The 25,974-nt window shown below is 72.4% G+C and carries 21 protein-coding genes and 2 pseudogenes; 15 read left to right on the forward strand and 8 right to left on the reverse strand.

The genetic code is table 11. The features are described 5' to 3' along the window. Nucleotides 1-58: 58 nt before the first annotated feature. Nucleotides 59-1,837, reverse strand: a complete 1,779-nt coding sequence (locus tag ABT171_RS28830; RefSeq protein WP_351248794.1) for a glycoside hydrolase family 15 protein — start codon at nt 1,835-1,837, stop codon at nt 59-61. A gap of 132 nt (nt 1,838-1,969) precedes the next feature. On the opposite strand from ABT171_RS28830, the pseudogene ABT171_RS28835 reads away from it, so the two are divergent. The 3 genes and pseudogenes from ABT171_RS28835 to ABT171_RS28845 form a co-directional block, all read left to right on the forward strand. Next, nucleotides 1,970-2,423, forward strand: a pseudogene (locus ABT171_RS28835) (alpha-hydroxy-acid oxidizing protein); the annotation flags it as partial. Between the two features lie 213 nt (nt 2,424-2,636). Then, entirely contained in the window at nt 2,637-3,356 is a 720-nt protein-coding gene (locus ABT171_RS28840; protein WP_351248796.1) for an FAD binding domain-containing protein, read from the forward strand. 239 nt (nt 3,357-3,595) lie between these two features. Then, nucleotides 3,596-4,747: a carboxylate-amine ligase gene (locus ABT171_RS28845; RefSeq protein ID WP_351248798.1), complete on the forward strand. Its 1,152-nt coding sequence runs from the start codon at nt 3,596-3,598 to the stop codon at nt 4,745-4,747. A gap of 151 nt (nt 4,748-4,898) precedes the next feature. Here ABT171_RS28845 and ABT171_RS28850 read toward each other — a convergent pair whose 3' ends face one another. From ABT171_RS28850 to ABT171_RS28860, 3 genes and pseudogenes are all read right to left on the reverse strand, one after another. Continuing rightward, nucleotides 4,899-5,834: an MSCRAMM family protein gene (locus ABT171_RS28850; protein ID WP_351248800.1), complete on the reverse strand. Its 936-nt coding sequence runs from the start codon at nt 5,832-5,834 to the stop codon at nt 4,899-4,901. A gap of 397 nt (nt 5,835-6,231) precedes the next feature. Then, a pseudogene (locus tag ABT171_RS28855) lies at nt 6,232-7,560 on the reverse strand (MDR family MFS transporter); the annotation flags it as partial. A 198-nt stretch (nt 7,561-7,758) separates the two neighbouring features. Continuing rightward, complete coding sequence (locus ABT171_RS28860; RefSeq protein ID WP_351248802.1) at nt 7,759-8,133, reverse strand: VOC family protein; 375 nt, start codon at nt 8,131-8,133, stop codon at nt 7,759-7,761. Nucleotides 8,134-8,589: 456 nt separating this feature from the next. Between ABT171_RS28860 and ABT171_RS28865 the strand changes: the two genes are divergently transcribed. Beyond that, nucleotides 8,590-8,910, forward strand: a complete 321-nt coding sequence (locus ABT171_RS28865; protein ID WP_351248804.1) for a hypothetical protein — start codon at nt 8,590-8,592, stop codon at nt 8,908-8,910. A gap of 42 nt (nt 8,911-8,952) precedes the next feature. Here ABT171_RS28865 and ABT171_RS28870 read toward each other — a convergent pair whose 3' ends face one another. The 3 genes from ABT171_RS28870 to ABT171_RS28880 form a co-directional block, all read right to left on the reverse strand. Next, nucleotides 8,953-9,642, reverse strand: a complete 690-nt coding sequence (locus ABT171_RS28870) for a GAF and ANTAR domain-containing protein (RefSeq protein WP_351249020.1) — start codon at nt 9,640-9,642, stop codon at nt 8,953-8,955. Between the two features lie 195 nt (nt 9,643-9,837). Next, nucleotides 9,838-10,059, reverse strand: a complete 222-nt coding sequence (locus ABT171_RS28875; protein ID WP_351248806.1) for a ferredoxin — start codon at nt 10,057-10,059, stop codon at nt 9,838-9,840. Between the two features lie 7 nt (nt 10,060-10,066). Then, on the reverse strand, nt 10,067-11,257 hold the full coding sequence (locus tag ABT171_RS28880; RefSeq protein WP_351248808.1) for a cytochrome P450: 1,191 nt from the start codon (nt 11,255-11,257) through the stop codon (nt 10,067-10,069). 141 nt (nt 11,258-11,398) lie between these two features. Between ABT171_RS28880 and ABT171_RS28885 the strand changes: the two genes are divergently transcribed. The 8 genes from ABT171_RS28885 (at nt 11,399) to ABT171_RS28920 (ending at nt 21,405) form a co-directional block, all read left to right on the forward strand. Continuing rightward, a complete protein-coding gene (locus ABT171_RS28885) occupies nt 11,399-12,067 on the forward strand; it encodes a TetR/AcrR family transcriptional regulator (protein WP_503077107.1) in 669 nt (222 codons plus the stop codon). 367 nt (nt 12,068-12,434) lie between these two features. Next, nucleotides 12,435-15,161: a phosphoenolpyruvate synthase gene (locus ABT171_RS28890; RefSeq protein ID WP_351248810.1), complete on the forward strand. Its 2,727-nt coding sequence runs from the start codon at nt 12,435-12,437 to the stop codon at nt 15,159-15,161. Beyond that, nucleotides 15,158-16,828, forward strand: a complete 1,671-nt coding sequence (locus tag ABT171_RS28895) for a hypothetical protein (protein WP_351248812.1) — start codon at nt 15,158-15,160, stop codon at nt 16,826-16,828. The genes ABT171_RS28890 and ABT171_RS28895 overlap by 4 nt, the downstream gene beginning before the upstream one ends. A gap of 37 nt (nt 16,829-16,865) precedes the next feature. Beyond that, nucleotides 16,866-17,960, forward strand: a complete 1,095-nt coding sequence (locus ABT171_RS28900) for an SDR family oxidoreductase (RefSeq protein ID WP_351248814.1) — start codon at nt 16,866-16,868, stop codon at nt 17,958-17,960. Next, nucleotides 17,957-18,880, forward strand: a complete 924-nt coding sequence (locus tag ABT171_RS28905) for a nucleoside-diphosphate kinase (RefSeq protein ID WP_351248816.1) — start codon at nt 17,957-17,959, stop codon at nt 18,878-18,880. The genes ABT171_RS28900 and ABT171_RS28905 overlap by 4 nt, the downstream gene beginning before the upstream one ends. Nucleotides 18,881-18,890: 10 nt before the next feature. After that, a complete protein-coding gene (locus ABT171_RS28910) occupies nt 18,891-19,874 on the forward strand; it encodes a ScbA/BarX family gamma-butyrolactone biosynthesis protein (RefSeq protein ID WP_351248818.1) in 984 nt (327 codons plus the stop codon). Further along, nucleotides 19,871-20,764 carry a UbiA prenyltransferase family protein gene (locus ABT171_RS28915; RefSeq protein ID WP_351248820.1) on the forward strand — a complete coding sequence of 298 codons (894 nt, stop codon included), beginning with the start codon at nt 19,871-19,873 and terminating at the stop codon, nt 20,762-20,764. The genes ABT171_RS28910 and ABT171_RS28915 overlap by 4 nt, the downstream gene beginning before the upstream one ends. Beyond that, a complete protein-coding gene (locus ABT171_RS28920; RefSeq protein WP_351248822.1) occupies nt 20,761-21,405 on the forward strand; it encodes a nitroreductase family protein in 645 nt (214 codons plus the stop codon). Before ABT171_RS28915 ends, ABT171_RS28920 begins: the two co-directional genes overlap by 4 nt. Nucleotides 21,406-21,430: 25 nt before the next feature. Here the strand turns inward: ABT171_RS28920 and ABT171_RS28925 are convergent, their stop codons facing one another. Further along, the gene (locus ABT171_RS28925; RefSeq protein WP_351248824.1) at nt 21,431-22,492 is read right to left on the reverse strand and encodes a LacI family DNA-binding transcriptional regulator; all 1,062 of its coding nucleotides are present in this window, start codon (nt 22,490-22,492) and stop codon (nt 21,431-21,433) included. A 244-nt stretch (nt 22,493-22,736) separates the two neighbouring features. On the opposite strand from ABT171_RS28925, the gene ABT171_RS28930 reads away from it, so the two are divergent. From ABT171_RS28930 to ABT171_RS28940, 3 genes are read left to right on the forward strand one after another with little or no spacing between them, the layout of a single operon-like run. After that, entirely contained in the window at nt 22,737-24,038 is a 1,302-nt protein-coding gene (locus tag ABT171_RS28930; RefSeq protein ID WP_351248826.1) for an ABC transporter substrate-binding protein, read from the forward strand. A gap of 10 nt (nt 24,039-24,048) precedes the next feature. Then, complete coding sequence (locus ABT171_RS28935; RefSeq protein WP_351248828.1) at nt 24,049-25,125, forward strand: carbohydrate ABC transporter permease; 1,077 nt, start codon at nt 24,049-24,051, stop codon at nt 25,123-25,125. Then, the gene (locus tag ABT171_RS28940; protein WP_351248830.1) at nt 25,122-25,955 is read left to right on the forward strand and encodes a carbohydrate ABC transporter permease; all 834 of its coding nucleotides are present in this window, start codon (nt 25,122-25,124) and stop codon (nt 25,953-25,955) included. Before ABT171_RS28935 ends, ABT171_RS28940 begins: the two co-directional genes overlap by 4 nt. Nucleotides 25,956-25,974 lie beyond the last annotated feature (19 nt).

The raw sequence follows: 25,974 nt of genomic DNA on the forward strand, positions 1-25,974 counted from the left end.
CGCGTTGCCCGCGAGGGAGCCCGATCAGCGACACGGCAGGCATCCCCGGGCCCCTGTCTCAGAGCGGAAGCGTCGCGGCGTCGTTGAGGCGGACCGCGCACTCCAGCAGGAGGGCGTGGACGAAGGCCTGGGGCAGGTTGCCGCGCAGCTGGCGCTGACGCACGTCGTACTCCTCCGCGAACAGTCCCGACGGCCCGCAGGCCGCCCGGGTCCGTTCGAACCAGCGCAGCGCGCCGGCGCGGTCACCGAGGTGGTCGGTGGCCAGCGCCATGGTGAACCCGCACAGCAGGAACGCCCCTTCGGCCTCGCCCAGCGGGATTCCCTGGTGGACGAAGCGGTAGAGGTACCCGTCATCGGCCAGCTGCTCCTCGATGAAGCGGCGGGTGATCGCGTTGCTCGGGTCGTCGGCCGGCGGGAAGCCGCGGGCCAGCGGCGTCAGCAGGGCGGCTTCCGGTCCGTCGTCGTCGGCGGCCCGCCGCCACCGGCCGTCTGCGCGCAGGCAGCGGCGCCGGGTCTCGGCGAAGACCGCCTCGGCGAGGTCGGCGCACCGCTGTCCCGTCCGCCCCGGCAGCACCGCGGCCACGCGCCGCAGACCGCAGACCACACTCAGCCGGGACTGGGTCCACCACCGTTCGTCCAGTTCCCACAGCCCTGCGTCGGGCCGCCGCCAGTTGCGTTCCACCGCCCGGACGGCGACCGTGACCGCCTGCTCGGCCTCGGGGGTGAGCCGGTCGTGGTGAGCGGCGGCGGCGAACAGCTGGAGCGCCTCTCCGAACGCGTCCAGCTGGAACTGATCGGCCGCACGGTTCCCGATCCGGTCCTGGCCTCCCGGATAGCCGGGAAGCGGAAGCCCTCTCTCCTCCGGTACGGGCCCGCCGTCGACGGTGTACGCCGGGTGCAGCCCGTCACCGTCGGCGAGCATGCGCTCGGCGGTGAAGCGCACCGCGGTGTCGAGCAGGTCGTGCGGCCCGTGTGCGGCGACCGCGAGACCGGCGTAGCTCTGGTCGCGCAGCCAGGCGTACCGGTAGTCGTAGCTGCGGCCGGTGTTCGCGCGCTCCGGCAACGAGGTGGTGACGGCCGCGACCATACCGCCGGACGAACTCGTCAGGCCGCGCAGGACGGCGTAGGCGTGCCGGGCGTCACGCGGTGCGGCCAGGCCGGAGCAGTCGGGCACGGCCCGCCGCCACGCCTCCTCCGTCCGCGCCCACAGCCGGTCCGCGTCCAGCCGGGCGGTGCTCTCCTTCTCCGACAGCTCCAGGACCAGGTCGTGCTGCTCGCCCTTGCGTAGACGGAAGTCACCCCGCAGGACGGACCCGGCCTCGCACGCGGCCCCCCGCGCCCCGCGGAGCCGCAGCCGCAGACCGTCGGCGTACCCGGTCCACACGTCGCCGTCCAGGCGAAGGCCGCGCATCCCGCCCGCGCCGAAACCCGGACGCGGATCGAGGGTCATCCGCAGGCGCGCCTCACCCTCTTCGACGCGCATCCGGCGCAACAGCACAGGACGGTCCACGCAGGCCGGCATCGCGAGCGCGTCGCGGCACTCGATCACCGCGTCGGCGGTCACCCACCGGCTGACCCGGATCAGCGTGCCGTCCTCGTAGTAGCCACCCGACACGTGCCAGCGGTCCGCCGGTTCGACGCCGAAGTACCCCCCGCCGCCGATCAGGGCGGAGAACACCGCGTCACTGTGCCAGCGGGGAGCGCACAGCCACACGATCCGGCCCTCCGGATCCACCACGGCACCGCGTTCCCCGTCGGCGAGGACGGCGTAGGCCCGCAGCACCCACGGCGGGACGTCGTGCGGCCCATGTGCCGGCTTGTCCGCTGAGTCACCCATGGATCTGCGGTTTTCCCGACCGCCGCGCCGGGAAACGCCCACTGGGCCGGCGGAGGGCCGGGCACGGCCTGCCTTGCGCTGCCCGCAGGGTCGGCGAGCGGCCTCCGATGCGGCGTCGTAGACGAGGAGCCCTTCGGCAACCCGCTCACCTGGGCCGATCTGCCCTGGCTGCGGTCGATGACCGACCTGCCGCTGATTCTGAAGGGCATCTGCCACCCCGACGACGCCCGCCGCGCCGGGGACGCCGGCGCGGACGGCATCTACTGCTCCAACCACGGCGGAGGTCAGGCCAACGGCGGACTCCAGCGCTGCACTGCCTGCCCGGCGTCGTCGAGGCCGCCGGCGACCTGCCGGTCCTGTTCGACTCCGGCATCCGCTCCGGCGCCGACATCGTCAAGGCCCTGGCCCTGGGCGCGACCGCCGTCGGCATCGGCCGCCCCTACGCCTACGGCCTGGCACCGACGGCACCGACGGCATCGTCCACGTCCTGCGCCGCCTGCTCGCGGAGGCCGACCTCCTCATGGCCGTCGACGGCTATCCCACCCTGGCCGACCTCACCCCCGACGCCCTCCGCCGCATCCGCTGACCCGGGACGGTCCGTTCGCCCCCGACGTCCGGTTCGGCGGGGGCCTGGAGACCCCGGCCACCGGGCGGTGCGGTCCGTGCGGCGCACGGCGTGCTCGTGTGAGCCCTGTACGCGCCCCCGGCCGGGCGAGAAGACTTCCTTGGCGGTGGGCGGTTGGCCAGAACACCACCCACCGATCGGGGTCCGAGTTCTCCGGAAGGCAGGTCGGCTGCTGTGCTGTTGAGGCTGCCCACATCCGTGTCCGAAGCCCAGGAGTGCCTGGCCGAGGGGGCCGTTCCGGTCGGCGGGGCGACCCTCGTCTGGGCCACCTGGCAGCGGGACGGGTTCCCCGGACTGGCCATGTCCCTGCGGGAGTTGCCGGAGGCCAACGTACTGGGGCGGGAGACGGTGGGCGGCGCCGTGGTGCTGCACCGGATCGACGACCGGGTACCGGACGTGCTCCGCCTGGCCGCGGCCATGGTGGGCACCGGGGCCGTGCGGCGGACGGCGACGGTCGGCGGCAACGTCGTCGGCAGTACCCTGCGCTGTCTGCTGCCCGCGGCGCTCGTGCTGGACGCCCGGGCGACCGTGCTGGAATCCGACGGCGTCCGGGAGACGGACCTGGCCGAGCTGGTGGCCAAGCGTCCCGTCCTCGTCAGCCTGCGCTGGCGTGCACCGGTCGCCTCCGCGTACCACAAGCCGTCCGGCGAGACAGGCGGACCGCCACCCCTAGTCGTCGCCTCGGCCGTCCACGCCGGCAACGGCGGCCACCGCCTGCGGGTCGCCGTCCGGGACGGCCATGAGGTGCTCACCGGCGCCGTTTCGTGCGGCACCGATGCCGCGGACACCGTGCAGGCGCTGAGCGAGACCGCCCTCGGCGACCTGCCGGCCTCCGCCTGGCAGGCCGTCCGCGCACAGGTCACCGGCCTGCTCGGCGATCGTGGCACGGACTGAGGGGACGGACGGGCGACCGCTCCGCCCCTCGCCGGCTGCTCCGTCGTACCGCACCTCCCGCCGAACGCGCGGTGTATGTGTCCTGAGGGTGGCTTGGCAATCGCTTGCAGCGGCCTCGGCCGAAGGCGCAGCATGACGGTTCCCACCCGTTGTCGAGCTCGGGCGCACAGCCCGCGACGAGTGATGCCGGTGTCCCGTGTCTCCCGAAGGGGATGGACGTGCCAGAGCCACTTGATGCCATGACCCCGGTTACCGCCGGCGGGCCCGCGTTCCCGCCGGAGGCGACCGCACCGCCGACGGTCGGTGTGGAGGAGGAGTTCGTCCTGGCCGACCGGCACAGCAGGTCGGCTGTGTACAGGTCCCTGTCCGTCGTGCCTGCCGCCCGCACGCACCTCGGCGTGCCGCACGCCACCCCCGAACTCTCGCAGTCCCAGCTGGAGACCGTCAGCGCGGTGTGTCGTACGGCAGCCGAACTGGAGGCGGAGATCCTGCGATTACGCGCGGGTGCGGCCGTCGCGGCCGCCGAGTACGACTGCCTGCTGGTGCCCAGCGGCACGGCGGTCCTCGGCCGCACCGGGCCACCACCCCTGCTCGACCAGCCGCGCTACCTCGCCCTCGCCCGCCGCTTCGGGCCCCTGGTCCAGGAACAGGGCGTCAACGCCTGCCACGTGCACGTCGGCGTCACCGACCGGGAAGAAGCCGTGGAGGCGGTCAACCACCTGCGCGGCTGGATGCCCCTGCTGCTGGCCCTCACCGTGAACTCCCCCTACAGCGCCGGGTCGGACACCGGATACGCGAGCTGGCGCTCCATGGTCTGGAGCCGGTGGCCCGCTGCGGGGCCGCCCCCCTATCTGCGGGGCGCGGCCCACTACGCACGGGTCGTCGACCAACTGGTGGCCACCGGAGCGGCGATGGACTCGGGCATGATCTACTGGCATGTCCGGCCCTCGGCGCATCTTCCCACCATCGAGGTACGCATCGCGGACGTGATGCCCGACGCCGCGATCACCACCGCGTACGCCCTGCTCGTCCGCGGCCTCGTCGGGCACGCCGTCGAGGCGGCACGCGCCGGCGAATACGCGCCGGAGGTCCCCGACCTGCTGCTGCGGGCGGCATGCTGGCAGGCCGCCCGGCACGGTCCGACCGGCACCCTGCCCGCCACCCACACCCGCGACTGCGCGACCACGCCCGTCGGGCGGCTGGTCGAGGAGCTGTGGAAACGGGTCGAGCCGCACCTCAGCCGGTACGGCGACGACCAGTGCGTCGGCGACTGGCTGAGCGATGTCCAGCTCAACGGGCCCGGCTCCGCCCGTCAGCGGCGTGTCGCGGAACAGTACGGAGGCCGCCTGGAGGCCGTGGTGGACGACCTCGCTGTCGGGCTTCCCGGATGACGAGGTCGTCGTAGCCTTCGAAGCCGAACCGCCCCTGTGGATCACGGAAGCAGTCGCGTTACCGGCACATGAGGCCCAGGTCCCGCGGGTCGGCCCCGCGTCGGCCCCTGGGCCTCACCCACCCGTGTCATCACGCCCGCCCCGCTGTGAGCTACCGGGGCGAGTCCTCGTGGGACAGTTCCAGGTCGTGGTCGGTGACGCCGCCCGCGTCCACGCGCAGGGACGCGGCGACCGGTGCGTAGCCGCTGGCGATGACGGTGTACTCGCCGCCAGTGAGGTCGGTGAACCCGTAGGCGCCGTCGGGGCCGGTGACCGCCGTGCCGACCACGTTCCCGGCCGCGTCCAGCAGGGTGACCTTGGCGTCGGCGAGCACCCCGCCGGCAGCGGCGCTGACCACACCACTGAGCCGGGCGCCGGGGTCGAGGCGGACGTCGTGCGGCTCCGTCGCTCGCGGGGTGACCTCGACCGGGAGGGCGGCAGGGCGGTGTCCGGGCGCGTTCACCGCGAGGGTGTAGCTGCCGGGGGCCAGGTCGGCGAGCACGAAGGCGCCGTCGGCGGCCGAGGTGCCGGAGGAGACGACCTCACCGCGTACGTCGGTGGCGACGAGCAGGGCACCTGGCAGCGGGTGTCCGTCGACGGCGTCCCGGACGGATCCGGTGAGGGCGGCGCCGCCGCTCAGCGCGAGGTCGCACCGGACGTCCTCGTCGCCGACGAGGACCGTGACGGCCTGCGGCTGCCGCGCTCCGGCGGCGCCGATCAGCACGTAGGTGCCGGGGCGCGGGACGCCCACCGCGTAGCTTCCGTCCTCGCCGGTGGCGGCGCGGTCGAGCTGCCGCCCCTCGATGTCGATCAAGGTGATCACGGCCTGCGGCACCGGCACGCCGGAGCCGTCCAGCACCCGGCCGCGGACGGCGTACGACGGGGCGCCGTGCACGGGTTCGCCCCCCCTCGGCAAAGCCTCCGCCCACGGGCTCGGTCCGGGCGGCGGAACCGGTGACGGCGGCCTCGGCGGGGGCCTGGACGCCACCGGCGACGGCCGCCGCAGGGTCAGCCGCCGACGGGCCGGTCGCCGGGCCGGGCCGCACATCCCGGCCGGGCCCCGCGGCCGGGCCGCCGTTCTCCTCGGCGGCCTGCGCCTCCAGGCCGGAGACCTTGCGCAGCGGCACCTCCTTGGTCCACAGCGCGACCAGGAAGGCCAGCACCGTCACGGCCGCCGCGATCAGGAACACCAGTTGCATCGAGTCGGTGAAGCCGACCTTGAACGGCTGGGCCAGGCGCGGGTCGAGTCGCTGGATGAACGAGGAGTCGTTCAGCACACCCGAGCCGCTCCCGCCGCCCGCCCCGGGGTGCTTGAGCATCTCCAGCACCGGGGCGTTCGCGGGGTCGGAACGTACGGCCGGGTCATGGAGCGCGGCCTGGAAGCCGGGCGTCTCGGACGCGGCCCGGAAGGCCGAGCCGATCTTGTCGCCGACGGTGCTGAACAGCACCGAGAGGAAGACCGCGGTACCGGCGGTGCCGCCCATCTGCCGGAAGAAGGTGGCCGACGCGGTCGCCACACCCATGTCCTTGGGTTCCACGGCGTTCTGTACGGCCAGCGTCAGGATCTGCATGCAGCCGCTGAGGCCGATGCCGAACAGCGCCATGTAGGCCATGGTCTCGGGCAGCGCGGTGTTCCACTGCACCCGGTAGTGGAACAGCAGCATGGCGGCGATGATCAGCGCGGTGCCGACGATCGGGAAGACCTTGTACTTGCCGGTCTGCTGGATGATGCGTCCCACCACGATGGTCCCGGCGATCATGCCGACCATCAAGGGCAGCATCAGCAGGCCGGACCTGGTCGGGCTGACGCCCTTCACGATCTGCAGGTACAGCGGGACCATCATCATTCCGCCGAACATGCCCATGCCGATGAGCACGGACAGCAGGCTCATCTTGCTGAACACCGGGCTGCGGAACAGCCGCATCGGGATCAGGGCCTCCTCGCCCATGGCCCGCTCGACGAAGACCCACACCACCAGGCCGACCACACCGACCGCGTAGCAGACACACGCCTTGGTGGACGTCCAGCCCCAGTCCTGGCCCTGCTCGGCCACGAGCAGCAGCGGCACCACGCCGACGGCGATGGTGAGCGCGCCCCACCAGTCGATGCGGTGCTCGCGCCGGGTGTGCGGGAGGTTCAGCACCTTGGCGACGACGAACAGGGCGATGATGCCGACCGGCACATTGACCAGGAACACCCAGCGCCAGCCGGCGATGGCCAGGATGCTGCTGCGGCCCGCCAGGAAACCGCCGATCAGCGGGCCGAGCACGCTGGAGGAGCCGAACATCGCGAGCATGTAGCCCTGGTACCGGGCCCGTTCGCGGGGCGGCACGATGTCACCGATGATCGCCAGCGCGAGTGACATCAGACCGCCCGCGCCGATGCCCTGGAAGGCCCGGAACGCGGCCAGCTCGGTCATCGAGGTGGCGAACGAGCAGGCCGCCGATCCGACGATGAAGATACTGATGGCTGCCAGGAAGAAGGGCTTGCGCCCGTAGAGGTCGGACAGCTTCCCGTACAGCGGTGTGCTGATGGTGGACGTGATCAGATACGCGGTGGTGACCCACGCCTGCGAGCTGAGTCCGTGCAGATCGTCGGCGATCGTGCGGATCGAGGTGCTGACGATGGTCTGGTCGAGCGCCGCGAGGAACATCCCCAGCATCAGGCCGCTGAGGATCGTCATGATCTGGCGGTGCGTCAGTCGGCCGGCCGGCGGGGCCGGCGGGGATATCGCGGCGGCTTCCCCGCGGGGCGGGGACGCGGGCGTGGTCATGCGTGCAGATCTCCTTGCCTGGCCCCGCCACCCGTGCACTGCCCGGCCGGGAGGCGACCCGTGTCGCTCATCACTCACTATCCGTTGCTTGCGGCTACCAAGTGAGTCTAGATCCCGGCGGCAGGAGGGTGCATCACGCTTCCCGGACCCGGCAGGGAGCCGATGTCCGGGAAGCGCCACGGGAACCGGCGGCGCCGGCTACAGATACGGGCGGGTGATCAGCTCGATCGCATGCCCGGCCGGGTCCTTGAAGTACACCCCTCGGCCCCCGTGCTCGTTGTTGATCTCGCCCGGGCGCTGCATCCGGGGATCGGCCCAGTGCTCGACGCCGCGCTCGCGCAGCCGCCGGTACGCCCGGTCGAACAGCTCGTCGTCGACCAGGAACGCGTAGTGCTGCATCTGGATCTCCACCGGCGGCTCGGCGAACTGGAGCAGCACGCCGTCGGTGAGCTGGATGTTGGTGAACGGGCCCCAGGACGGCGCTTCCGGAAGTTCCAGGAGCTCCCGGAAGAACCGGGCCGACTCACGGCGGTCCTTGGAGGCGATGATGGTGTGGTTGAACGTGACTGTCATGCGGCTGACCTCGCTGTTGTTCGACACGGGCTACGGACTCGCGGTGCACGAGCGCGAGGAGGTCCACGTGCCGAACCGAGGGGGTGCGTTCCGCGCACCCGCCGTGCGATCAGTCTTCCACCGGAAGACCCGTCCGTGTGTGGCGTATCGCCGGTCCGGTGTTCACGTCGGAGGACGTTACTCGATCCGGCAGGCTGTGCCAACCAAGAAAAGCGCGGACGGGTACGCCGCGAGTCGTAGCAAGTCCGGCCCGGAGAAGGGTCCGTGGGCCCGCTCCAGGTACCGCTGGACTACAGCCGCCCCGACGGCAGGACGACCAAGCCGGCCGTCTTCCCACGGCGTTCACCCGCTGGACGACGTGGACCGCCCAGCGCGACCACACCCACGGACTCGGCAACATCCCGGCCAAGATGAAGAAGACGCTCTGCCGCACAGCCGCCGGCCGGCAAGACCTCCGTGGCCTTCTGGACCGCGGTCTGCGGCGACACCGCGGGCTGGCCACGCGATCCCGAGCAGTACCGGCGTGACGCCATGCGGGACAACCACGTCGGTGTGCTCACGGTCCGGAACCAGTGGGACTCCCCGCCCCCCCTGGCCGACGGCGTCTACTCGGCAGCCCCACGCGCCTGCGCCGACCGCACCGTCAACGCCTGCCTGGGCAACGGCAGGCTTCCCGCCCGGGACGTCACCCGCGAGCCGTCCGGGCGCCGGAGCCCCGGCGTGACCTCCCGCATCGTGCCCGCGCCGCCGCACACACCGCGGTCACCCCGCTGCTGACCCGGCCGGCAGAGCCGGTGTCGTGGCCGGCTCTGCCCGCGGTCACGACAGACTGCCCCGCTCGCACACCCGGCGGGCGACCTCCCGGAGCTTGATGTTGTTCTCCTGGGAGTAACGGCGCAGCACGTCGAACGCCTGCTCTTCGGTGAGGTGGTGGCTCCCCATGAGAATGCCCATCGCCTCGCCGATCGTGTGGCGGGTGGCGACGGCATGCTCCATCTGGGCGTGCGTGCGGGCGCTGGAGAACGCGACCGCCGCATGCGAGGCCAGCAGCCAGCCGGCCAGTTCACTGGCCTCCGTGAAGGCGCCGGGCCTGCGCGAGTAGAGGTTCAGCGAGCCCAGTTCCTCGTCCTCGGTGTACAGCAGGAACCCCATCATGCTGCCCACCCCGAGTTGGTGGGCCATGGGGGCGAAGGCGGGCCAGCGGGGCTGCTCCCGGGTGAGGTCGGCGATACGGAAGACCGGCTCCCGCTCCCCGCTGCGCGCCGCGTCGAAGCACGGCCCCTCGGCCAGCCGCTCCTGCAGCCGGTCACTGTCGACGACGAGCTGCCGGGTGGGCGCGAGCGTCTGCACCTTCGCGCCGTGCAGCACCATGATGCCCGCCGCGTCGCAGCCCTCGACCAGCTCGGTGGCCGAGCCGGTGATCCGTTCCAGGGTGGCGCCGAGCGACTCCTGCGCCAGAAGATCCCGCGCCATCGACGCCATCTGCTGTGCGAACCGCGCCCAGTCCATCGTGTCCTCCGCCTCCCCGGTCGTCCCGGCCGGGCCGTCTCCCCAGCATTCCACGCACGCCTTGCCGCGCACGCGTGAGACATTCCGGCTCCCAGGACCCCTTCGGCCCGTATGTCGGCAGAACGGCTCACTGCCCGGGAGGGGGTGCCGCGCTTGCAGGTGGGACGGTACCGAGACGGGACTCGGCGCGGAGGTTCACTCGCGAGGGGCGATCGTCCTCCCGTCGGCGTCGCGGACGGTGATGGCCAGCATCGGGCAGATGTCGGCGGCCTCCAGAGCGCGGTCGTCGTCCCCCGCGATCCGCTCGCGCACGGGCCGGGCACGCTCGCCGTCGAGGGCGAACAGGTCCGGTGCGGCCCCGGCACACATCCCGGAGCCGATACAGCGGTCGGAGGCGATGTGCAGCTGCCAGCTCATGGCCGCCTCACCAGCCCACCGGCATGACGCGGGGCCCGCGTACCAGCATCTCGGTCTTCCAGGTGATGTCCCCGGCCACGTGCAGCCGGGGGAAGCGGGCCACCAGCGCGCCGATGGCCTCCTGCAGTTCGAGGCGGGCCAGGGGAGCCCCGAGGCAGTGGTGGACGCCGTGGCCGAAGCCCAGGTGCGCGTTGCCGCTCCGGGAGATGTCGAGCGTGCCGGCCGCGGTGAAGCGCAGCGCGTCCCGGTTGGCCGCGCCGATGGCGACCAGCACCGGTTCCCCGGCCCGCACCAGGGTTCCGCCGACCTCGACGTCCTCCCTGGCGTAGCGGGGCTGACCGGCGCCGCTGCCCAGCGGCACGAAGCGCAGCAGCTCCTCGATGGCGCTGGTGATGAGCGAGGGCTCGGCACGCAGGCGGGACAGCGCCTCCGGATGGTCGAGAAGGGTGAGTACGAAGTTCGGGATCTGGGTGGCGGTGGTCTCGTGGCCGGCGACGAGGATGCCGACGCACAGGTCGACGAGCTCCAGCTCGGACAGCCGGTCGCCGTGATCGCGCGCCTCGATCAGTGCCGTCATCAGGTCGTCCCGGGGCTGCTCACGATGGGCGGCGATCAGCTGGGCCATGTACGCCCGCAACTCGTCACGGTTGCGGTCGAACTCCTCGGCGGTGAGCGAGCTGGTGGACAGCGCCGCGTCGCTCCACGCGCGGAACCGCGGGCGGTCCTCCTCCGGTACCCCGAGGAGCCGGCAGATCACGGCGACCGGAATGGGCAGGGCGTAGCGGTCGACCAGGTCGGCCGGCGGCCCCGCCGCTTCCATCCGGTCCAGCAGCGTGGACGTCAGCTCCCTGATCTGCGGCCGGAGTTTCTCGACCTGGCGCACGGTGAAGGCTTTGGCCACCAGCGAGCGCAGCCGGGTGTGGTCGGGCGGATCCATGCTGAGGATCCCGCTGTCCCGCCTGCCCTCGGAGGCCCGCGGCTCGTCGTGTTCGAGGCTCAGGGCCCGGCTGAAGCGCTGGTCGCCCAGGACCAGCCGGGCGTCCGCGTAGCGGGTGGCGAGCCACGCCGGCTCCCCGTACGGCAGCTGGACGCGTAACAGCCCCGGCGTGTCACGGGCTCGTTCGTACGCGTCGGACAGGGCCAGGTCCCGGCTGGAGTTGAACGGATAGGCGAGGGGCGCGTGCTCCGTCTCCGTCACTGCTGTCTCCCTTGTGTAAGCACGTGCTTACAACGCTAGGAGGCACTCACCGAGCGGTCAACCACGCTAACCGGCCGTTACTCTGACGGCTCCTCGGCAGGTGCCCGGCGGGCTCACGGCGGACGGCAGAAGGAGCAGAGGGTGGACAGCAGCGAGCACACGCGGCAGCAGGACGGGTCCGGCGGCGGTCCCGTGAGCGAGGACGCCCCGCACCGCCCGCGTGACGCCCGTGGGACCCGCACGCGCATCCTGCACGCGGCCGGCGCGGTCTTCGCCGAGCGGGGATACGAGGCAGCGACCGTCCGTGACATCGCCGGACGCGCCGGGGTGAACCAGGCACTCATATTCCGCTACTTCGGCTCAAAACGAGCCCTGCTCACCGAGGTCATGGCCGAGGGGGGCAAGGAGCAGCTGATCAGCACGCCCGCGGACCGGCTGTTCGAGACCGCGCTGCGCGGTGTCCTGGCCGAAGGCGGCAAACCCGATGCGGACCGGCTGCTGGCCGTCTACCTGCGCTCCATCGGCAGCGCCGACGCTGCCCCGGACACCGTACGCGCCCTGGGGGAGGAGTACGCCGCCGCCCTCGCCGGCCTCTCCCGCGCCGACGACAGCGAGCTGCGCGCGCAACTCGCCATGGCCTGGCTGCTCGGCATCGGGCTGATGCGGGTCGTGGTCGGCCAGGAACCACTGGCGAGCGCGGAACCGGACGAGATCTGCGGCCATGTCCTCGCCGCACTCGAAGGACTCCTGCACGACGAGAACGTGCCCCGGGGCCGGGCAGGGGACCAACGGCCGGAGGGGCGCCGCTAGCCGGGATGCGCTTCGGGCGTCTGCCGTGGAGTATGTCGGCCGCGTCGCTGTCGGCGTTCATGCCCGCCACCTCGTATCCGGTCGTGCCGCGCTCCGGGCGGCGTCGACCCGGTGCCGGGAGCCGCGGTGTCGCGACGGCCGGATGCCCGCGCGGGATCCAGTCGTTCACGACGCGGGCGTGGAGGGTGAGCAGGCCGAGCTGTCACAGCGTGAACGGCGTGGACGGCCAGAAGATTGAAAATGTCACGACGTCCGGAATGCACCCGCGCCGGGCGCACCGAACGTTTTGACACGCCATGCTGTGAAACATTCGGGCGAGATCGCACAACGCGCACCGGTTGTGCAACACCCTTGAAAGGGAAACGAGTTGCCCCTGCACGTTCTCACAGCCTCCAGTGACCATGGCCTGATCGCCGAATGGGGCGGTGGAAAAGCCAAGAACCTGCACACCCTGACCAGGTCCGGATTTCAGATACCGCGCTGGTCCGTCCTCGGCCTGGACGTCTTCGCGGAATTCTGCCGCGGCAGCGGACTGGACGAGCACCTGGCGCGGCTGCTCGCCGACGGCCGGCAGGCGCAGGCCCGGCAGGTCGCCCAGGAGGCCGCCCGCCTGATCGAAGCCGCGCCGCTCGGCGCGCGCGTCACCGAGGCCATCGCCCTGGCCTACCGGCAGGCCGGCGGCGGTGCGGTGGCCGTCCGCTCGTCCGGCGCGGAGGAGGACGGCACCCGGCACTCCTTCGCCGGCCAGTTCGACAGCTTCCTCAACGTCCGGGGCCTGGACGACGTCACCGCCCATGTCCGCCGCTGCTGGGCCTCCGGCTTCTCCGAACGCTCCCTGCGCTACCGCGCCCAGCGGCGGCTGCCGCCCGGCACCGGTGGTGTCGCCGTCATCGTCCAGCGCATGGTGCCGGCCGAGCGCAGCGGCGTGCTCTTCACCGCCGACCCGGCGACCGGCCGTACCGACCGCCACGTGGTCAGTGCCGTCCACGGGCTCGGCGAGGGACTGGTCTCGGGCGCGGTCGACGCGGACACCGTCGTCCTGGACGCCGCCACCGGCCGGCCCCTCACCACGGTGATCGGCGGCAAGCAGGAGCGCCACGACGCCGGATCCGGACCCGGCTGCCGGGTGTCACCCGTCGCCGCCGAGGACCGCGCCGTACCGGCTCTGACCGCCGCCGACCTGGCCCTGCTGCAGGAGACCGGGCGCCGCGTCACCGCGCACTACGGCGCCCCGCAGGACATCGAGTGGGCCCTCGCCGAGGGCACCCTGTGGATCCTGCAGAGCCGCCCGGTCACCGCCCTGGCTCCCGCACCCGAGCCCGGCGGAGAACTGCGGATCTGGGACAACTCCAACATCATCGAGAGCTTCAGCGGCGTCGTCTCCCCCCTCACCTTCAGCTTCGCCGCCGACACCTACGCCAAGGTGTACGACGGCTACGCCCGCGCCCTGGGCGTGCGCGGCGAGCAGCTGCGCGAGGTGGGGGAGTGGACCCCGCACCTGCTCGGATACTTCCACGGCCGGGTCTACTACAACCTGCTCCACTGGTACCGCATGGTGCGCCTGGCTCCGCTGTACCCGCTCAACCGGCGCGTATTGGAGAAGTCCCTCGGGGTCGCCGAGAGCATTTCCGACGAGACCGCCGACGCATTGCATCCGTTCACCCCTCGTTCCGGGCTGCGCGGCCGGCTGTCGCGCCTGGGCCGCACGACCGTGTTCGCCTGGCGATTCCTCACCATCCGCAAATCCGTGGAGACCTTCCAGCGGGATTTCTACCGGGCGTACGCGATCTTCAACAATGTCGATTACGACACCCTCCCCGGCGACGAGACCTACCGCCGCTTTCGCCGGCTGCAGCGCGAACTCATCGGGAAATGGGGCCCGATGCAGGCCCTGGACGCCACCATCCTGCTCTCCGTGGGACTGCTGGCCCTGCTCACCCGCAGCTGGCTGCCGGACGCCCCCGAGTGGTTCACCTGGGCCGCCGCCGCCCCCGGCGGCACCGTGGAATCGGCCGAACCGGCGCGGGCGCTGCGCGAGCTGGCCGCCCGAGCACGCGCCGACCCCGGGATCCTGCACCTGCTGGAGCACACCTCCGACTCCGCGGCCCACCGGGCGCTGCACCAGGCCGGCCACACCCGGTTCCTGGCCGCAGTCGACGCCTACATCGCCGACTACGGCTATCGCAGCCCCGACGAACTCAAGCTGGAGGTCCCGGACCTGCACGAGAACCCGGCAGGACTCTTCGCGCTGCTGCGGGACGCGTTACCGGATACCGCGAACGGGGCCGCCACGGACCGGGGCCGCGAGGCCGACGCCTATCTCGACGAGCACCTGCGCGGCCCGCGCCGGCTGCTGTACGAGCGGGTGCGGGGCAAGGCCCGGGCGGCGCTCGCCGACCGGGAACGGCTCAGGTTCTGCCGCACCCGGGCCTTCGGCGCGGCCAAGCGCATGCTGCGCGCCCTGGGCCGCGACCTGGCGCGCACCGGTGCCCTCGATGCCTGGGACGACGTGTTCATGCTGCGCCTGGAGGAGATCGAAGCGGCCTACGAGGGCATGGCCGGCCACACCGAACTGCGTGAGCTGGTCGCGCTGCGCCGCAGGCGACTCGCCGCCGACACCGCCCTGCACGCGCCGTCCCGCTTCACCACCCACGGCGCCCCGTACTGGTCGGGCAACCTGGAGCGGGCCGGCTGGGCCGGCGGTCCCGCCGCCCGCAGCGGTGTCCGCGAGCTGCGCGGCACCCCCTGCGGACCCGGCGTCGCCGAAGAGACCGCCGTGGTCACCGACCACCCGCACGACATCGGGGGCGGCATCCTGGTCACCTACCGCACCGACCCCGGCTGGGTCGCGGCGCTGCCCTCGGCCGCCGCCCTCGTCATCGAACGCGGCAGCCCGCTCACCCATGTCGCCGTCGTCGCAAGGGAGTTGGGCATCCCGACCGTGGTCCAGGTCAAGGACGCCACCACCGAGATCCGCACCGGCACCCGGCTGCGCGTCGACGGCGCCGCCGGGACCGTCACCGTACTCGCCGACCCGCCCGACGACGACGCGACCGCCACCCGGAGCGGCCCCCGAACGGAGGCACACCCGTGATCCTCACCGAGGACCAACTGCAGGATCTGCTCGACAAGTCCCTCGCCGCACCTCCGGTCGGCGTCGAGTGGGCCGTGACCCTGGAGGGCTCGATCGCGGAAGGGTTCGGCAACCCCTCGTCCGACATCGACTTCCTGCTCGTGGCCCGCTGCGCGGAGGAGCCGCCGACCATGCCGTCACTGCTCTTCGTGGACGGCCGGCGGGTGGAGATCCGCACCCGGTCGGTACGGCAGCTCGCCGACCAGTTCCGCGCGGTGGAGCAGGCGGCCGCACGGCCCGGCCGGCTCTCCGAGGACCTCCTCAACCGCTGCCAGCGACTGCTGCACAGCCACCCGCTGCGCGGGCACGCCCTGGTCGAGGAGGTGAAGGCGCTGCTGCCCGTCGAACGCTTCCGGCGGATCACCGCCGACTGGTGGGCGCACCGGGCCCGCCAGTCCCTCCGGCAGGCGATGGCGCTGCTGTGCCTCGGCGAGAGCGACGAGGCGGTCGACTGGGCCCGCGCCGGACTCCTCCAGACCGTCAAGTCCTGGGCGGCCGGCCTGGGCGAGACCTACCTCGAACCCAAGTGGCTGCCGCTGCAACTGGACCGGACCGGCCGCACGGACGTACGCGACCGCTACTGGGAGCTGGAGGCGCTCACCCCCGCGTCCGGCGACGCGGACGCCGCCCGCGAGCATCTGGACGCCTGCCTCGCGTTCGCCGCGGATCTCGGGCTCACCGGTGCCCCCCGGCGCCCCGAGCGGCTCACCGTCGAACGGGTGGCCGGAGTGACCACCTGGCAGGCCGGCGCACGGGTGCACGTCATCCGCGGCCGGCGCGACGTGTTCGCCCTGGGCGACGACGCGGGTGCCGTCTGGCGCTCCCTCGTCCTGGGCCGGCCGCTGCCCCGCGTGCTGGCCACGGCCGCCGCCACCGGCGTCGCCGACCCCGGCCCGCTGCTCGCCGCCTTCCTGCGCTACGGGCTGGTCCGCCTCGCCTGGAAGGGCGGCGGCACCGTCACCCCCTCGCTGCCGCTCGCCGCCCCGCCCGGTCCCGTCACCCCGCCACCCGCCACCGCTCAGCCGCTGCTGTCGGTGCACGGCGCCGCCGTCCGCGGGCCCCGCGCCGTCGACCTGGTGCCGCTGCCCGCGGACCGGTTCGCCGCCGCGGCCATGGCGCTGGTGTGGTCCAACGTGGTCGTCGAGAACGCCGTCGAGGATCTGACCGGTGCCCTGCGACGAGGCCAGTGGCGAGTTGCCGCACTCACCGCCCGCCGCGCCGTACACGCCGCGCTGCGCGGCCTGTTCAGCGCCCACGGCGTCCATCCGCTGCCCCTCGACCCCGACCTCGTACGCCGCCTGGACCTGCTGCCCGCGGCCACCCGGCCGATCGGGGCACGCGCCGGCGAACTGCTGCGGCGCGCCGTCGACCCGGCGGCACACGGCGACAGCCTGCTCGCCGAGCTGCGCGCCTTCATCGCCCAGACCCGCGCTGCCGCGGGCGCCGACTCCTTCCCGCTCTCCTTCGACTCCGCGGACACCTGGCGCGCCACCCTCCAACTCGGCTACGACTGGCTGCGCATCGGCACCCACCTCGACGCGGAACTGCCCATCGAAGAGGCCCGCGACCTGCTGGCCGGCCACGGCACCCAGCCCCGCCCGGCCCTGCCCCGGCACCAGGCCCCGTGAGCCGCCCCACCCGACCTTCCGTCCGGAGGAGCCACCGATGTCCGACCCGATGACGGTGCTGGTGACCGGCGCCGGCGGTTTCGTGGGCGCGGAGGTGACCGCCCGGCTCACCGCCGAGGGCCACACCGTGCTGGCGCTGCTGCACCACACCCCCGACATCGTCCGCAACAACGGCAGAAAACTCACCCCCGGCCCGGGCACCCTGACCCGGATCACCGGCGACATCACCCGCCCCGGCCTCGGGATGACCGACGACGACCGGCGGCTCGCCGCCATCGCCGACCGGATCGTGCACTGCGCGGCCGTCACCGACTTCGGGCTGCCGGACGAACGCTACGACCGCATCAACGTCGTGGGCACCCGGCACGTCCTGGACCTCGCCCTCGCCGTGCGCACCCCGCTGGTGCACCTCAGCACCGCCTATGTGTGCGGGGAACGCGACGGCATGGCCCGCGAGGACGAACTCGACGTCGGCCAGCACCCCGGCAACGGCTACGAGAAGAGCAAGCTCACCGCCGAGACCATGGTCCGCACAGCCGCGTCGGACGGCCTGCCGGTGTCCGTGGTGCGCCCGAGCATCGTCACCGGCGCCACCCGCAGCGGCCGCGTCCGCGACTTCAAGACCATCTACCCCGTGCTCCGGATCCTCACCCAGGGCCTGGTACGGACCGTGCCCGGTCACTACGACGCCGTCCTCGACCTGGTCCCGGTCGACCGCGTCGCCGCCCTGGTCGCCGAGGCCGCCACCCGCACGAGGGACGCCGAGGGCCGCACCCTGCACGCCGTCGGCCACGAGCTGACCCTGCGGGACTTCTCCGACGTCCTCGCCGAATACCCCTGCTTCCAGGTGCCGCGCTTCGTCCCGCCGTCAGCGTTCTCCGCCGCGGCCCTGTCGGACCGCGAACGCGCCTACTACGACCGTGTCATCTCCCTGTACGACACCTACTTCCGGCGGCGCGTCCACTTCGACGACTCGCAGGCCGCGGCCTTCAGCAGCCGTCCGGCGCTCACCGGCGCACGGCCGTACCTGCGCCGCCTCCTCGACCACTGCCTCGCGACCGGCTATCTCGGCCCGGCCCCGCGCCGGGCGCGGGCCGCCGCGGTCCGACCCGACGGGAGCACCCACCGATGACCCCCGCCCACGCCGCGCACGGCATACCGGTGTCCGCGCTGCTGACCTGCCACCCCGCCAAAGCGCGGCTGTACGGCGCGGACACCTACTTCCAGGAGAGCCACGACCAGCTCGCCGCCCTCACCGACGACGTCACCGGGTTCGCCCACCGGCACGCCGCGCTGCTGCTGAAGCCGGACGCGGTGGTGGCCCGCAGGCTGGAGGCGGCCGTGGACTGGCTGGCCGCTCGGGGGTTCAGGATCGTCGGAGCGGCGGTCACCCGGTTGACCCGCACCATGATCCGCGCCCTGTGGTACTTCCAGTGGAACCTCGCCACGCCCTACCGCAGAAGGCTCGCCGCCCTGTTCCTGGAGGACGCGGACGCCCTCGTGCTGCTCGTCCGCCGCGACCACGACCGGGACATCCCCGCGTCGGTCGAACTCACCCGGCTCAAGGGGCCCACCGACCCCGACGCCCGTCGGCCGGGCCAACTGCGGCACCTCCTCGGCCGCCACAGCTACCTGCTGAACCTGGTGCACACCCCCGACGAGCCCGCCGACGTACTGCGCGAGCTGGCCGTCCACTTCGACGACACCGCACGCGACCACCTCTTCCGCTCCGCCCTCGCCGGCGAGGACCGCACCGCGGACGCCCTACGGCTGACCGGCCGGCTGTACGCGGCCACCAAGCCCCGGGACCTCGGCTTCGACCCCGCCGTCGAACGGCTGCGCGCCACCGTGTCCCGGCACCCGGGCACCGATCCGAGGGCGGCGCCGCGTCCGCTGCTGGAGACCGCGTGGCAGCACGGGATCGAAGTGGACCCCTGGGACACCGTCATCGTCGGCTCCAAGGTGCTCCCCATGCGGCAGCCCGGCCGCGTTCCCGTGCTCGACGGGGCCGACGCCGAAACCTGGCGCCGCCACCTGGACAGCCTGAAGTGAGGAGCGCTCCATGCGGTTCACCCGGACACTCGCCAAGGAACTGGTGCACCGGGCAGCGGTCGCCGAGGTCTTCCTGACCGACGCCGAGCGCACCGGCGAGGACGAGCTGCTGCTGGCCGCGCAACTGCCGCGCCGCCACGCCTACTACCACGACACCCTGGAGCCCCGTACCCGCCACGATCCACTGCTGCTGCTCGAAGCCTGCAGGCAGGGCATCTTCGTGGTGGCCCACCGCTACCTCGGCGTCCCCCTCGGCCACAAGTTCCTGCTGCGCGCGGTCGAGTTCGAGGTGCCCGACCCGACGGCCCTCAGCTGCGGTGACCTCCCCACCGAGGCCGTCATCGCGGTCCGGATCGAGCACCGGTTCGGCACCCGGGCCGCGGTGACGGGACTGCGGCTGCGCTTCACCTGCACCATCGGCACCCAGGAGGCCCTGCTGGCCCGCATCGACTACTCCTGGATGCCCCCCGGGGACTGGACGCGCCTGCGGGCACGTCAGCGGGCCGCGCTCGGCCTGCCCGACGTGCCCGTCGCCCTGCCCGGCCCACGCGTCGACCCCGCCCTCGTCGGGCGGCGTGACCCGGCCAACACGGTCATCTCCGCACCGCGCACCGCGGGCGACGGCAGCCGCACAGCCCACCTGATCGTCGACACCACGCATCCGGCCCTGTACGACCACTGGGTCGACCACGTGCCCGGCATGCTGGAGCTGGAGGCCTTCCGCCAGCTCGCCCTCACCGCGGCCGTCGCCGCCGGCGCCGTCCGCGCACCCACGGCGCTGCCGGTCGGCCTGACCGCGCGGTTCCGCTGCTTCGCCGAGATGGACCTGCCGCTCCGGTGCCGGACCGCCCCGGTGCGGCCCGGCACCGACATCGCGTGCACCCTGCGCCAGCCCGGCGCCGTCGCCGCCGAGGCCCGGATCCGGCTGGCCGATCCGCACGGCTCCGGCAGCGCGGGAGTCCTCGCGGGCCGGGCAGCCCACGGAGCCGTATGACGTCGCTTCCGCGGACCCTGGCCCGACTGGGCCGTTTCGTGCTGCACAGATTCCAGCCGCACCGCTATGTCACCTACGGGCTGCTGTGGGTTCTCGCCCTGGAGGGTACGGCGGTCGTTGCCACCGGTACCTCCTGGCGGCCCTCCGGAGCCACCTGGGTGCGGGTCACCGGCGTCGTACTGGCGCTGCTCTTCCTGCGGATGCTGGACGAGCAGAAGGACCTCGGCCACGACCGCGTGCACCACCCGGACCGGCCGCTCGTCACCGGCGCGATCACCGCGGCCGAACTGCGCGGGGCGATGACGGCGATCACCGTCGCGGCGACGGCCCTGAACGCCGTCCTCTCCGTCACGGCCGCCCTGCTGCTCCTCGCGGCCCTCGGCTACGGACTGCTCCTCGCCGCGCTGGAACGGCTGTCACCCGCGGTACGCGACCGCCCGTTGCTCAACCTGTCGGTCGCCTACCCGGTCCAGGTGCTGCTCGGCGCCTATGTGTACGGCTCGCTCGCCGCCGCGGGGACCGTCACCGCCGACTGGCGCGGCGCGGCGCTGCTCGCCCTCAGCGCCTGTGTGTTCCTGCACGTCGAGTTCGCCCGCAAGACGGCGTGGGAGGCGCCGCCCGGTGCCCGGCTGTACGCGGCGGACCTCGGGCCGCGCCGCAGCGCGGCGGTGACCGCGGGGCTCGCGGCCGGTGCGGTCGGCTGTCAGATACTCCTGTGCGCGCCGGACGGCCCGCTCGGGCTGCTGCCCTGCCTGGCGGCGGTCCTGCCCGCCTGGGGCACCCGGCGGTTCCTGTCCGCGGGACGCGGCGGCTGGCCCATGCCGACCGCGACCGGCTTCGTCGTGGTCACGTACCTCGGGCTGGTCGCGCGGGCGGTGCTGCGTCCATGACCGACGAACTCACGCTGTCCTGCGAGGAGTTGCTGACCACCACGCGGTGCGTGCGGCGCGGCCTCGATCTGGACCGGCCGGTGGATCCGGAACACGTGAAGGACTGCCTGCGCATCGCCCTGCAGGCGCCCAACGGCAACAACCGGCAGAACTGGCGCTGGCTGCTGCTCACCGACCCGCCGCTGCGCGCGAAGGTGGCCGAGGTGTACCGGGCCGCCTTCTACGACCGCAACGCCGCCGCACTGGAGCGGCCGGCACGGCTGCCCGGCGCCGCGCGCTCCCTGCTCACCTCCGCACGGTCGCTGGCCGACCGGCTGCACCGGGTCCCCGTGCTGGTCATCCCGTGCCTCGAACTGGCCGGCGGACGGCTGCCGGCGGGCAACCAGGCCGGTCTGTGGGCGTCGTTGCTGCCCGCCGCCTGGAGCTATGCGCTGGCCGCCCGCAGCCGTGGCCTGGTCACCGCATGGACGACGGTCCATCTGGACCGCGAGCGGGAGATCGCCGAGCTGCTGGGCCTGCCGCCCACCGTCCGTCAGGGCGTGCTGCTGCCGACGGCGTACCCGCTGCGCACCACCTTCCGGCCGGGGCCCCGACTGCCGCTGGAGCAGGTCCTGCACCATGACGGCTGGCAGGGCGCCTGACCGGAAGGCGGTCGCGGACGGGGACTCACGGGGGTGTCCGTGCCGTCTCCTCGTCCTGCCGAGGCGTCGCCCGAGGGGCCGTGGTGGCGCGCGGGATCAACTGGGTGGGCAGGACGATGTGCGGGGCGTGGCCGACGGCCGTGTCGTCGATGAGCCGCAGGGCGAGTTCGCCCGCGAGCCGGCCCATGTCGCAGGGCGACTGGGCGACGGTGGACAGATCGAACCACCGGGCCACCTGGTGGTCGTCGAAGCCGATGACGGACATCCGCTCGGGTACCTGGATGCCGGCCCGGCGCAGGGTGTGGATGACGGCCACGGCCAGCTCGTCCTGTTCGGCGAAGAGAGCGGTGGGCGGCTCGCGCAGGCCCAGCAGCTGTCCGATACCGGTGACGAGGCTCCGCGTGTCGTCGGCCGACATGGTGACCACGAGCTCGTCGTCGACGGGGATGCCCGCCTCGGTCAGCGCCTGCCGGTAGCCGAGCAGCCGTTCGCGCGAGCTGAAGCTGAAGCCGGTGGCCCCGGTGGTCGGCGCGAACGCGATCCGGCGGTGCCCGAGGTTGAGCAGGTGCCGGGTCGCCTTCAGGGCACCGGCGACGTCGTCGACGTACACACTGGGCCGGCCCTCTGCGTGCTGGCTGACGTAGATGACCGGCATCCCGAGGTCGTCCAGGCGCGCGGTCTCCTCGTCGGTGAGGTCGAAGCCGAAGACGAGCAGCGCGTCGGCGTTCCGGCGGGCCGGCAGACGCTCGAAGAACGCGGTGCGCTCGGCCATGTCGGGGATGACGTAGACGTTCAGTTCCCGGCCGGCCGCGCGCAGCAGGGGGCCCAGGCTGGACAGCGCCGATCCCATGAACCACGAGTTGAGCGTCGGTACCAGCACCGCCACGACCCCGGTCTTTCCCGTGACGAGGCTCGCCGCCTGGCGTGAGACCGCGAAGTTCAGCTCCCTGGCGGCCTGTTCGACCCGGGCGCGGACCTCCGGCGAGACGGTCGGAAGGCCGCGCAGGGTGCGCGAGACGGTGGACGGTGAGACGCCGGCCCGTTCGGCGACGTCGGCCAACGTGGGGTGCCGTTGAGCGGGTGACATGAGCGGAAGTTAGCACAGGGGCGAGGCTCACTCCCCCCTGTTGAGACAGCGCTGTCACGACGGCAGCGTCCCATGTTCATGTCCCCGTTTACCCATAACTGAGACGTTCTGCCTTCGAGATGCGTTCGAGCTACCGGCAAGTTACGGATTGACTGCGCCCGAGTGCACTCCTAGCGTGCAAGCGTTGTCTCGACGGCCTCGAACTTTTCATTCCTTCGGTTCCCGCACGACCAGGAGAGAGCCAGTGAAGACCAGGACCACCACCAGAGCCCTCCGGTGCCCGGCGACGCTCGCCGCCGCCGGGCTCCTCCTCACCGCCTGCGGCGCGAGCGGGGGCGGTGACTCGGGCGAGCCGGCCGGGAGTACGTCCTTCGAGGGCCGGGGCCCCATCACCTACGTGGCCGGAAAGGACACCTCCGGCGTCGTGCCGAAGGTCATCGACCGCTGGAACAGGCTGCACCCGAAGGAGAAGGTCACCTTCGTCCAGCTGCCCACGGACGCGGACTCGCAGCGGCAGCAGATGATCCAGAACGCGGAGACGAAGTCCGACGCCTACACCGTGCTCTCCCTCGACGTCGTGTGGACGTCGGAGTTCGCCGCCCACCAATGGATCGACCGCCTGCCCGAGCAGAGGTTCCCGCTGCGCACCATGCTCAGGCCCGTGGTGGAGACGGCGAAGTACCGCGGCGGCCTGTACGCGGTCCCCGCCAGCTCCGACGGCGGACTGCTGTACTACCGCACCGACCTGCTGAAGAAGGCCGGCATCAGCAGGCCTCCGGCCACCTGGTCCGAGATGACCGCCGACTGCGCCAGGGTGAAGAGACTGCCCGAGGCCGAGGGCATGTCCTGTTACGCCGGTCAGTTCCAGAAGTACGAGGGTCTGACGGTCAACTTCGCCGAGGCCGTGAACTCCGCGGGCGGCGTCGTCACCGACGCGAACGGCCGGCCGGACGTCGACACACCCGGCGCCCGCAAGGGCCTGGACTTCCTCGTCGGCGCCGTCAAGCACGGCACGATACCGAAGGAGGCCATCACCTATCAGGAGGAGGACGGCCGCCAGGCGTTCCAGTCCGGCAAGCTGGTCTTCCTGCGCAACTGGCCCTACATGTACGCGCTCGCCGAAAAGAGCGAGCTGGCGGGGAAGTTCGCGGTCGCACCCCTGCCCGGTCTGAACGGACCCGGCTCCTCCAGCCTGGGCGGCCACAACCTCGCCCTGTCCTCCTTCGCCAGGAACAAGGCCACGGCCCTGGACTTCATGAAGTTCTTCAGCAGCCAGGACAGCACGAACACGTTCCTGAAGGACGCATCGCTCGCCCCGCCCTACGCCACGTCGTACGACGACGCCTCCCTGGCCAAGCAGTATCCGTACCTGCCCGTCCTCAAGCAGTCCATCCTGCACGCCGTACCCAGGCCGCGGGTCGTGCAGTACGGCGACGCGACCTCGGCGATCCAGCAGGAGGCGTACGCCGCGCTGACCGGAGCCAAGAGCAGCGCCCAGGCGCTCAAGGACCTGCAGAGCGCACTGCAGAAGTCCACGGCGCAGTGAGGAGCGGGCGATGACGGACACGACGATCCCGCCCGGCACCCCGGTGCGCGAACGCGGCAGCGCCTCCCGGCAGCCGTCCGCGCCGGTCCCCCCGCGCCGCCGTACGCGCGCCCGGGCGACGGCCGGTTCGGGCCGGATGGCGGCCCTGCTGGTCTCGCCGACGCTCCTGGTGCTGGCCACCGTGGTGCTCTATCCGACGCTCATGGCGCTGCACGAGTCGCTCTACGGACCCAAGGGCCTCGATCCCAGGACCGGATTCATCCGCACGACCGAGCCGTTCGTCGGGCTGCACAACTACGCCGACATCCTCGGCGCCGACGGCGAGCGGTTCTGGAACGCCTTCTGGAACACCACCTTCTTCACGGTCGTCACGGTGGGACTGGAAACGGTGATCGGCGTGGTGATGGCGCTGATCATGCACCAGGCCTTCCGGGGCCGCGCCCTGGTGCGGGCCGGCATCCTCGTGCCCTGGGCGGTGCCCACGGCCATCTCCGGGCTGCTGTGGCGGTGGATCTTCAACAGCAACGGCGTGGCCAACGCGCTCCTCGGCCGCCAAGTCCTGTGGACCACCGAAGGCTTCCACGCCAAGGTCGCGGTCGTCGTCGCCGAGGTGTGGAAGACCGCCCCCTTCATCGGGCTGCTGGTCCTGGCCGGCCTGCAGGTGATCCCGAAGGAGGTCCACGAGGCCGCCCGCATCGACGGGGCCGGCGCCCTGCGCCGGTTCTGGCACGTCACCCTGCCCCTGGTGAAGCCCGCGCTGCTGGTGGCGGTGCTGTTCCGCTGCCTGGACGCGCTGCGGATGTTCGACCTGCCCTACATCCTCGTCGGCGCGCAGAAGACCTCGGTGGAAACCCTGTCCATGCTCGCGCAGAACGAGGCCTCCAACGTCCGCTTCGGACCGGCCTCCGCCTACGCGGTGATCCTCTTCCTCTACGTCCTGCTCATCGCCCTCGCCTTCGTCCGGCTGCTCGGCGCGGACCTCGTCGGCGACCGCGACGGCACGAAGGCGAAACGCGGGAGGCTGCGGCTGCGGGGCGTCCTGGCGCCGCGGCCGGCTCCCGCGGGCCGGACGGAGGTGGCGGCATGACCCGCACGGCGACCTGGCGCACCCGGCTGCTGTACCTGGGAGTCGCCGCGGTGGTGGCCTACTGCCTGGCCCCGTTCTACTGGATGGTGGTCTCCAGCCTGCGCCGCACCTCGGACATCTTCGACACCTCGCTGCTGCCCGCCCCGGTGTCGTTCGAGAACTACCGGGCGGTGTTCGACCCGTCCCAGGGGTTCACCCGCGCGCTGCTCAACAGCCTGGTGGTCGCCGGTGTCACCACGGCACTGGCGCTGCTGCTGGCCACGTTCACCGCCTACGCGATGGCCCGGCTGGAGTTCCGGTTCAAGCGGCTGATCCTCACACTGATCATCGCCACCTCGATGTTCCCGGTCGTGTCGATCGTGGTTCCGCTGCTGAAGCTGTTCACCGACATCGGCTGGATCAACACCTACCAGGCGATGATCGTGCCGAGCATGTCGTTCGCGCTGCCGCTGGCCGTGTGGAACCTCACCACCTTCTTCCGGCAGATGCCCGACGAGCTGGAGCACGCCGCGATGATCGACGGCTGCACCCGCGGCCAGGCGTTCCGCAAGGTCATCATCCCGCTCGCCGCGCCGGGCATCTTCACCACCGCGATCATCACCTTCATCGCCGCCTGGAACGAGTTCCTCATCGCCCTGTCGATGACCAACAAGTCCGCCATGCAGACGGCGCCCGTCGCCATCTCCAAGTTCGCCGGCGCGACCCAGTTCGAGACCCCGTTCGGCAGCCAGATGGCCGCGGGCGTCCTGGTCACCGTTCCGCTGGTGGTGCTGGTGCTGCTCTTCCAGCGCCGTATCGTCGCCGGACTCACCGCCGGCGCAGCCAAGTAGACACCCGCTGTCCCGCACT

Origin of the sequence: Streptomyces sp. NPDC001851, assembly GCF_040297165.1 — a bacterium.
Taxonomy (GTDB): Bacteria; Actinomycetota; Actinomycetes; order Streptomycetales; family Streptomycetaceae; genus Streptomyces.

Excerpts from the sequence above, each read along its gene's own strand:
- ABT171_RS28830 (WP_351248794.1), bottom strand. The coding sequence starts at position 1,837 with ATGGGTGACTCAGCGGACAAGCCGGCACATGGGCCGCACGACGTCCCG.
- ABT171_RS28845 (WP_351248798.1), top strand. The coding sequence starts at position 3,596 with ATGACCCCGGTTACCGCCGGCGGGCCCGCGTTCCCGCCGGAGGCGACC.
- ABT171_RS28850 (WP_351248800.1), bottom strand. The coding sequence starts at position 5,834 with ATGTGCGGCCCGGCCCGGCGACCGGCCCGTCGGCGGCTGACCCTGCGG.
- ABT171_RS28860 (WP_351248802.1), bottom strand. The coding sequence starts at position 8,133 with ATGACAGTCACGTTCAACCACACCATCATCGCCTCCAAGGACCGCCGT.
- ABT171_RS28870 (WP_351249020.1), bottom strand. The coding sequence starts at position 9,642 with ATGGACTGGGCGCGGTTCGCACAGCAGATGGCGTCGATGGCGCGGGAT.
- ABT171_RS28875 (WP_351248806.1), bottom strand. The coding sequence starts at position 10,059 with ATGAGCTGGCAGCTGCACATCGCCTCCGACCGCTGTATCGGCTCCGGG.
- ABT171_RS28900 (WP_351248814.1), top strand. The coding sequence starts at position 16,866 with ATGTCCGACCCGATGACGGTGCTGGTGACCGGCGCCGGCGGTTTCGTG.
- ABT171_RS28905 (WP_351248816.1), top strand. The coding sequence starts at position 17,957 with ATGACCCCCGCCCACGCCGCGCACGGCATACCGGTGTCCGCGCTGCTG.
- ABT171_RS28910 (WP_351248818.1), top strand. The coding sequence starts at position 18,891 with ATGCGGTTCACCCGGACACTCGCCAAGGAACTGGTGCACCGGGCAGCG.
- ABT171_RS28915 (WP_351248820.1), top strand. The coding sequence starts at position 19,871 with ATGACGTCGCTTCCGCGGACCCTGGCCCGACTGGGCCGTTTCGTGCTG.
- ABT171_RS28920 (WP_351248822.1), top strand. The coding sequence starts at position 20,761 with ATGACCGACGAACTCACGCTGTCCTGCGAGGAGTTGCTGACCACCACG.
- ABT171_RS28925 (WP_351248824.1), bottom strand. The coding sequence starts at position 22,492 with ATGTCACCCGCTCAACGGCACCCCACGTTGGCCGACGTCGCCGAACGG.
- ABT171_RS28935 (WP_351248828.1), top strand. The coding sequence starts at position 24,049 with ATGACGGACACGACGATCCCGCCCGGCACCCCGGTGCGCGAACGCGGC.
- ABT171_RS28940 (WP_351248830.1), top strand. The coding sequence starts at position 25,122 with ATGACCCGCACGGCGACCTGGCGCACCCGGCTGCTGTACCTGGGAGTC.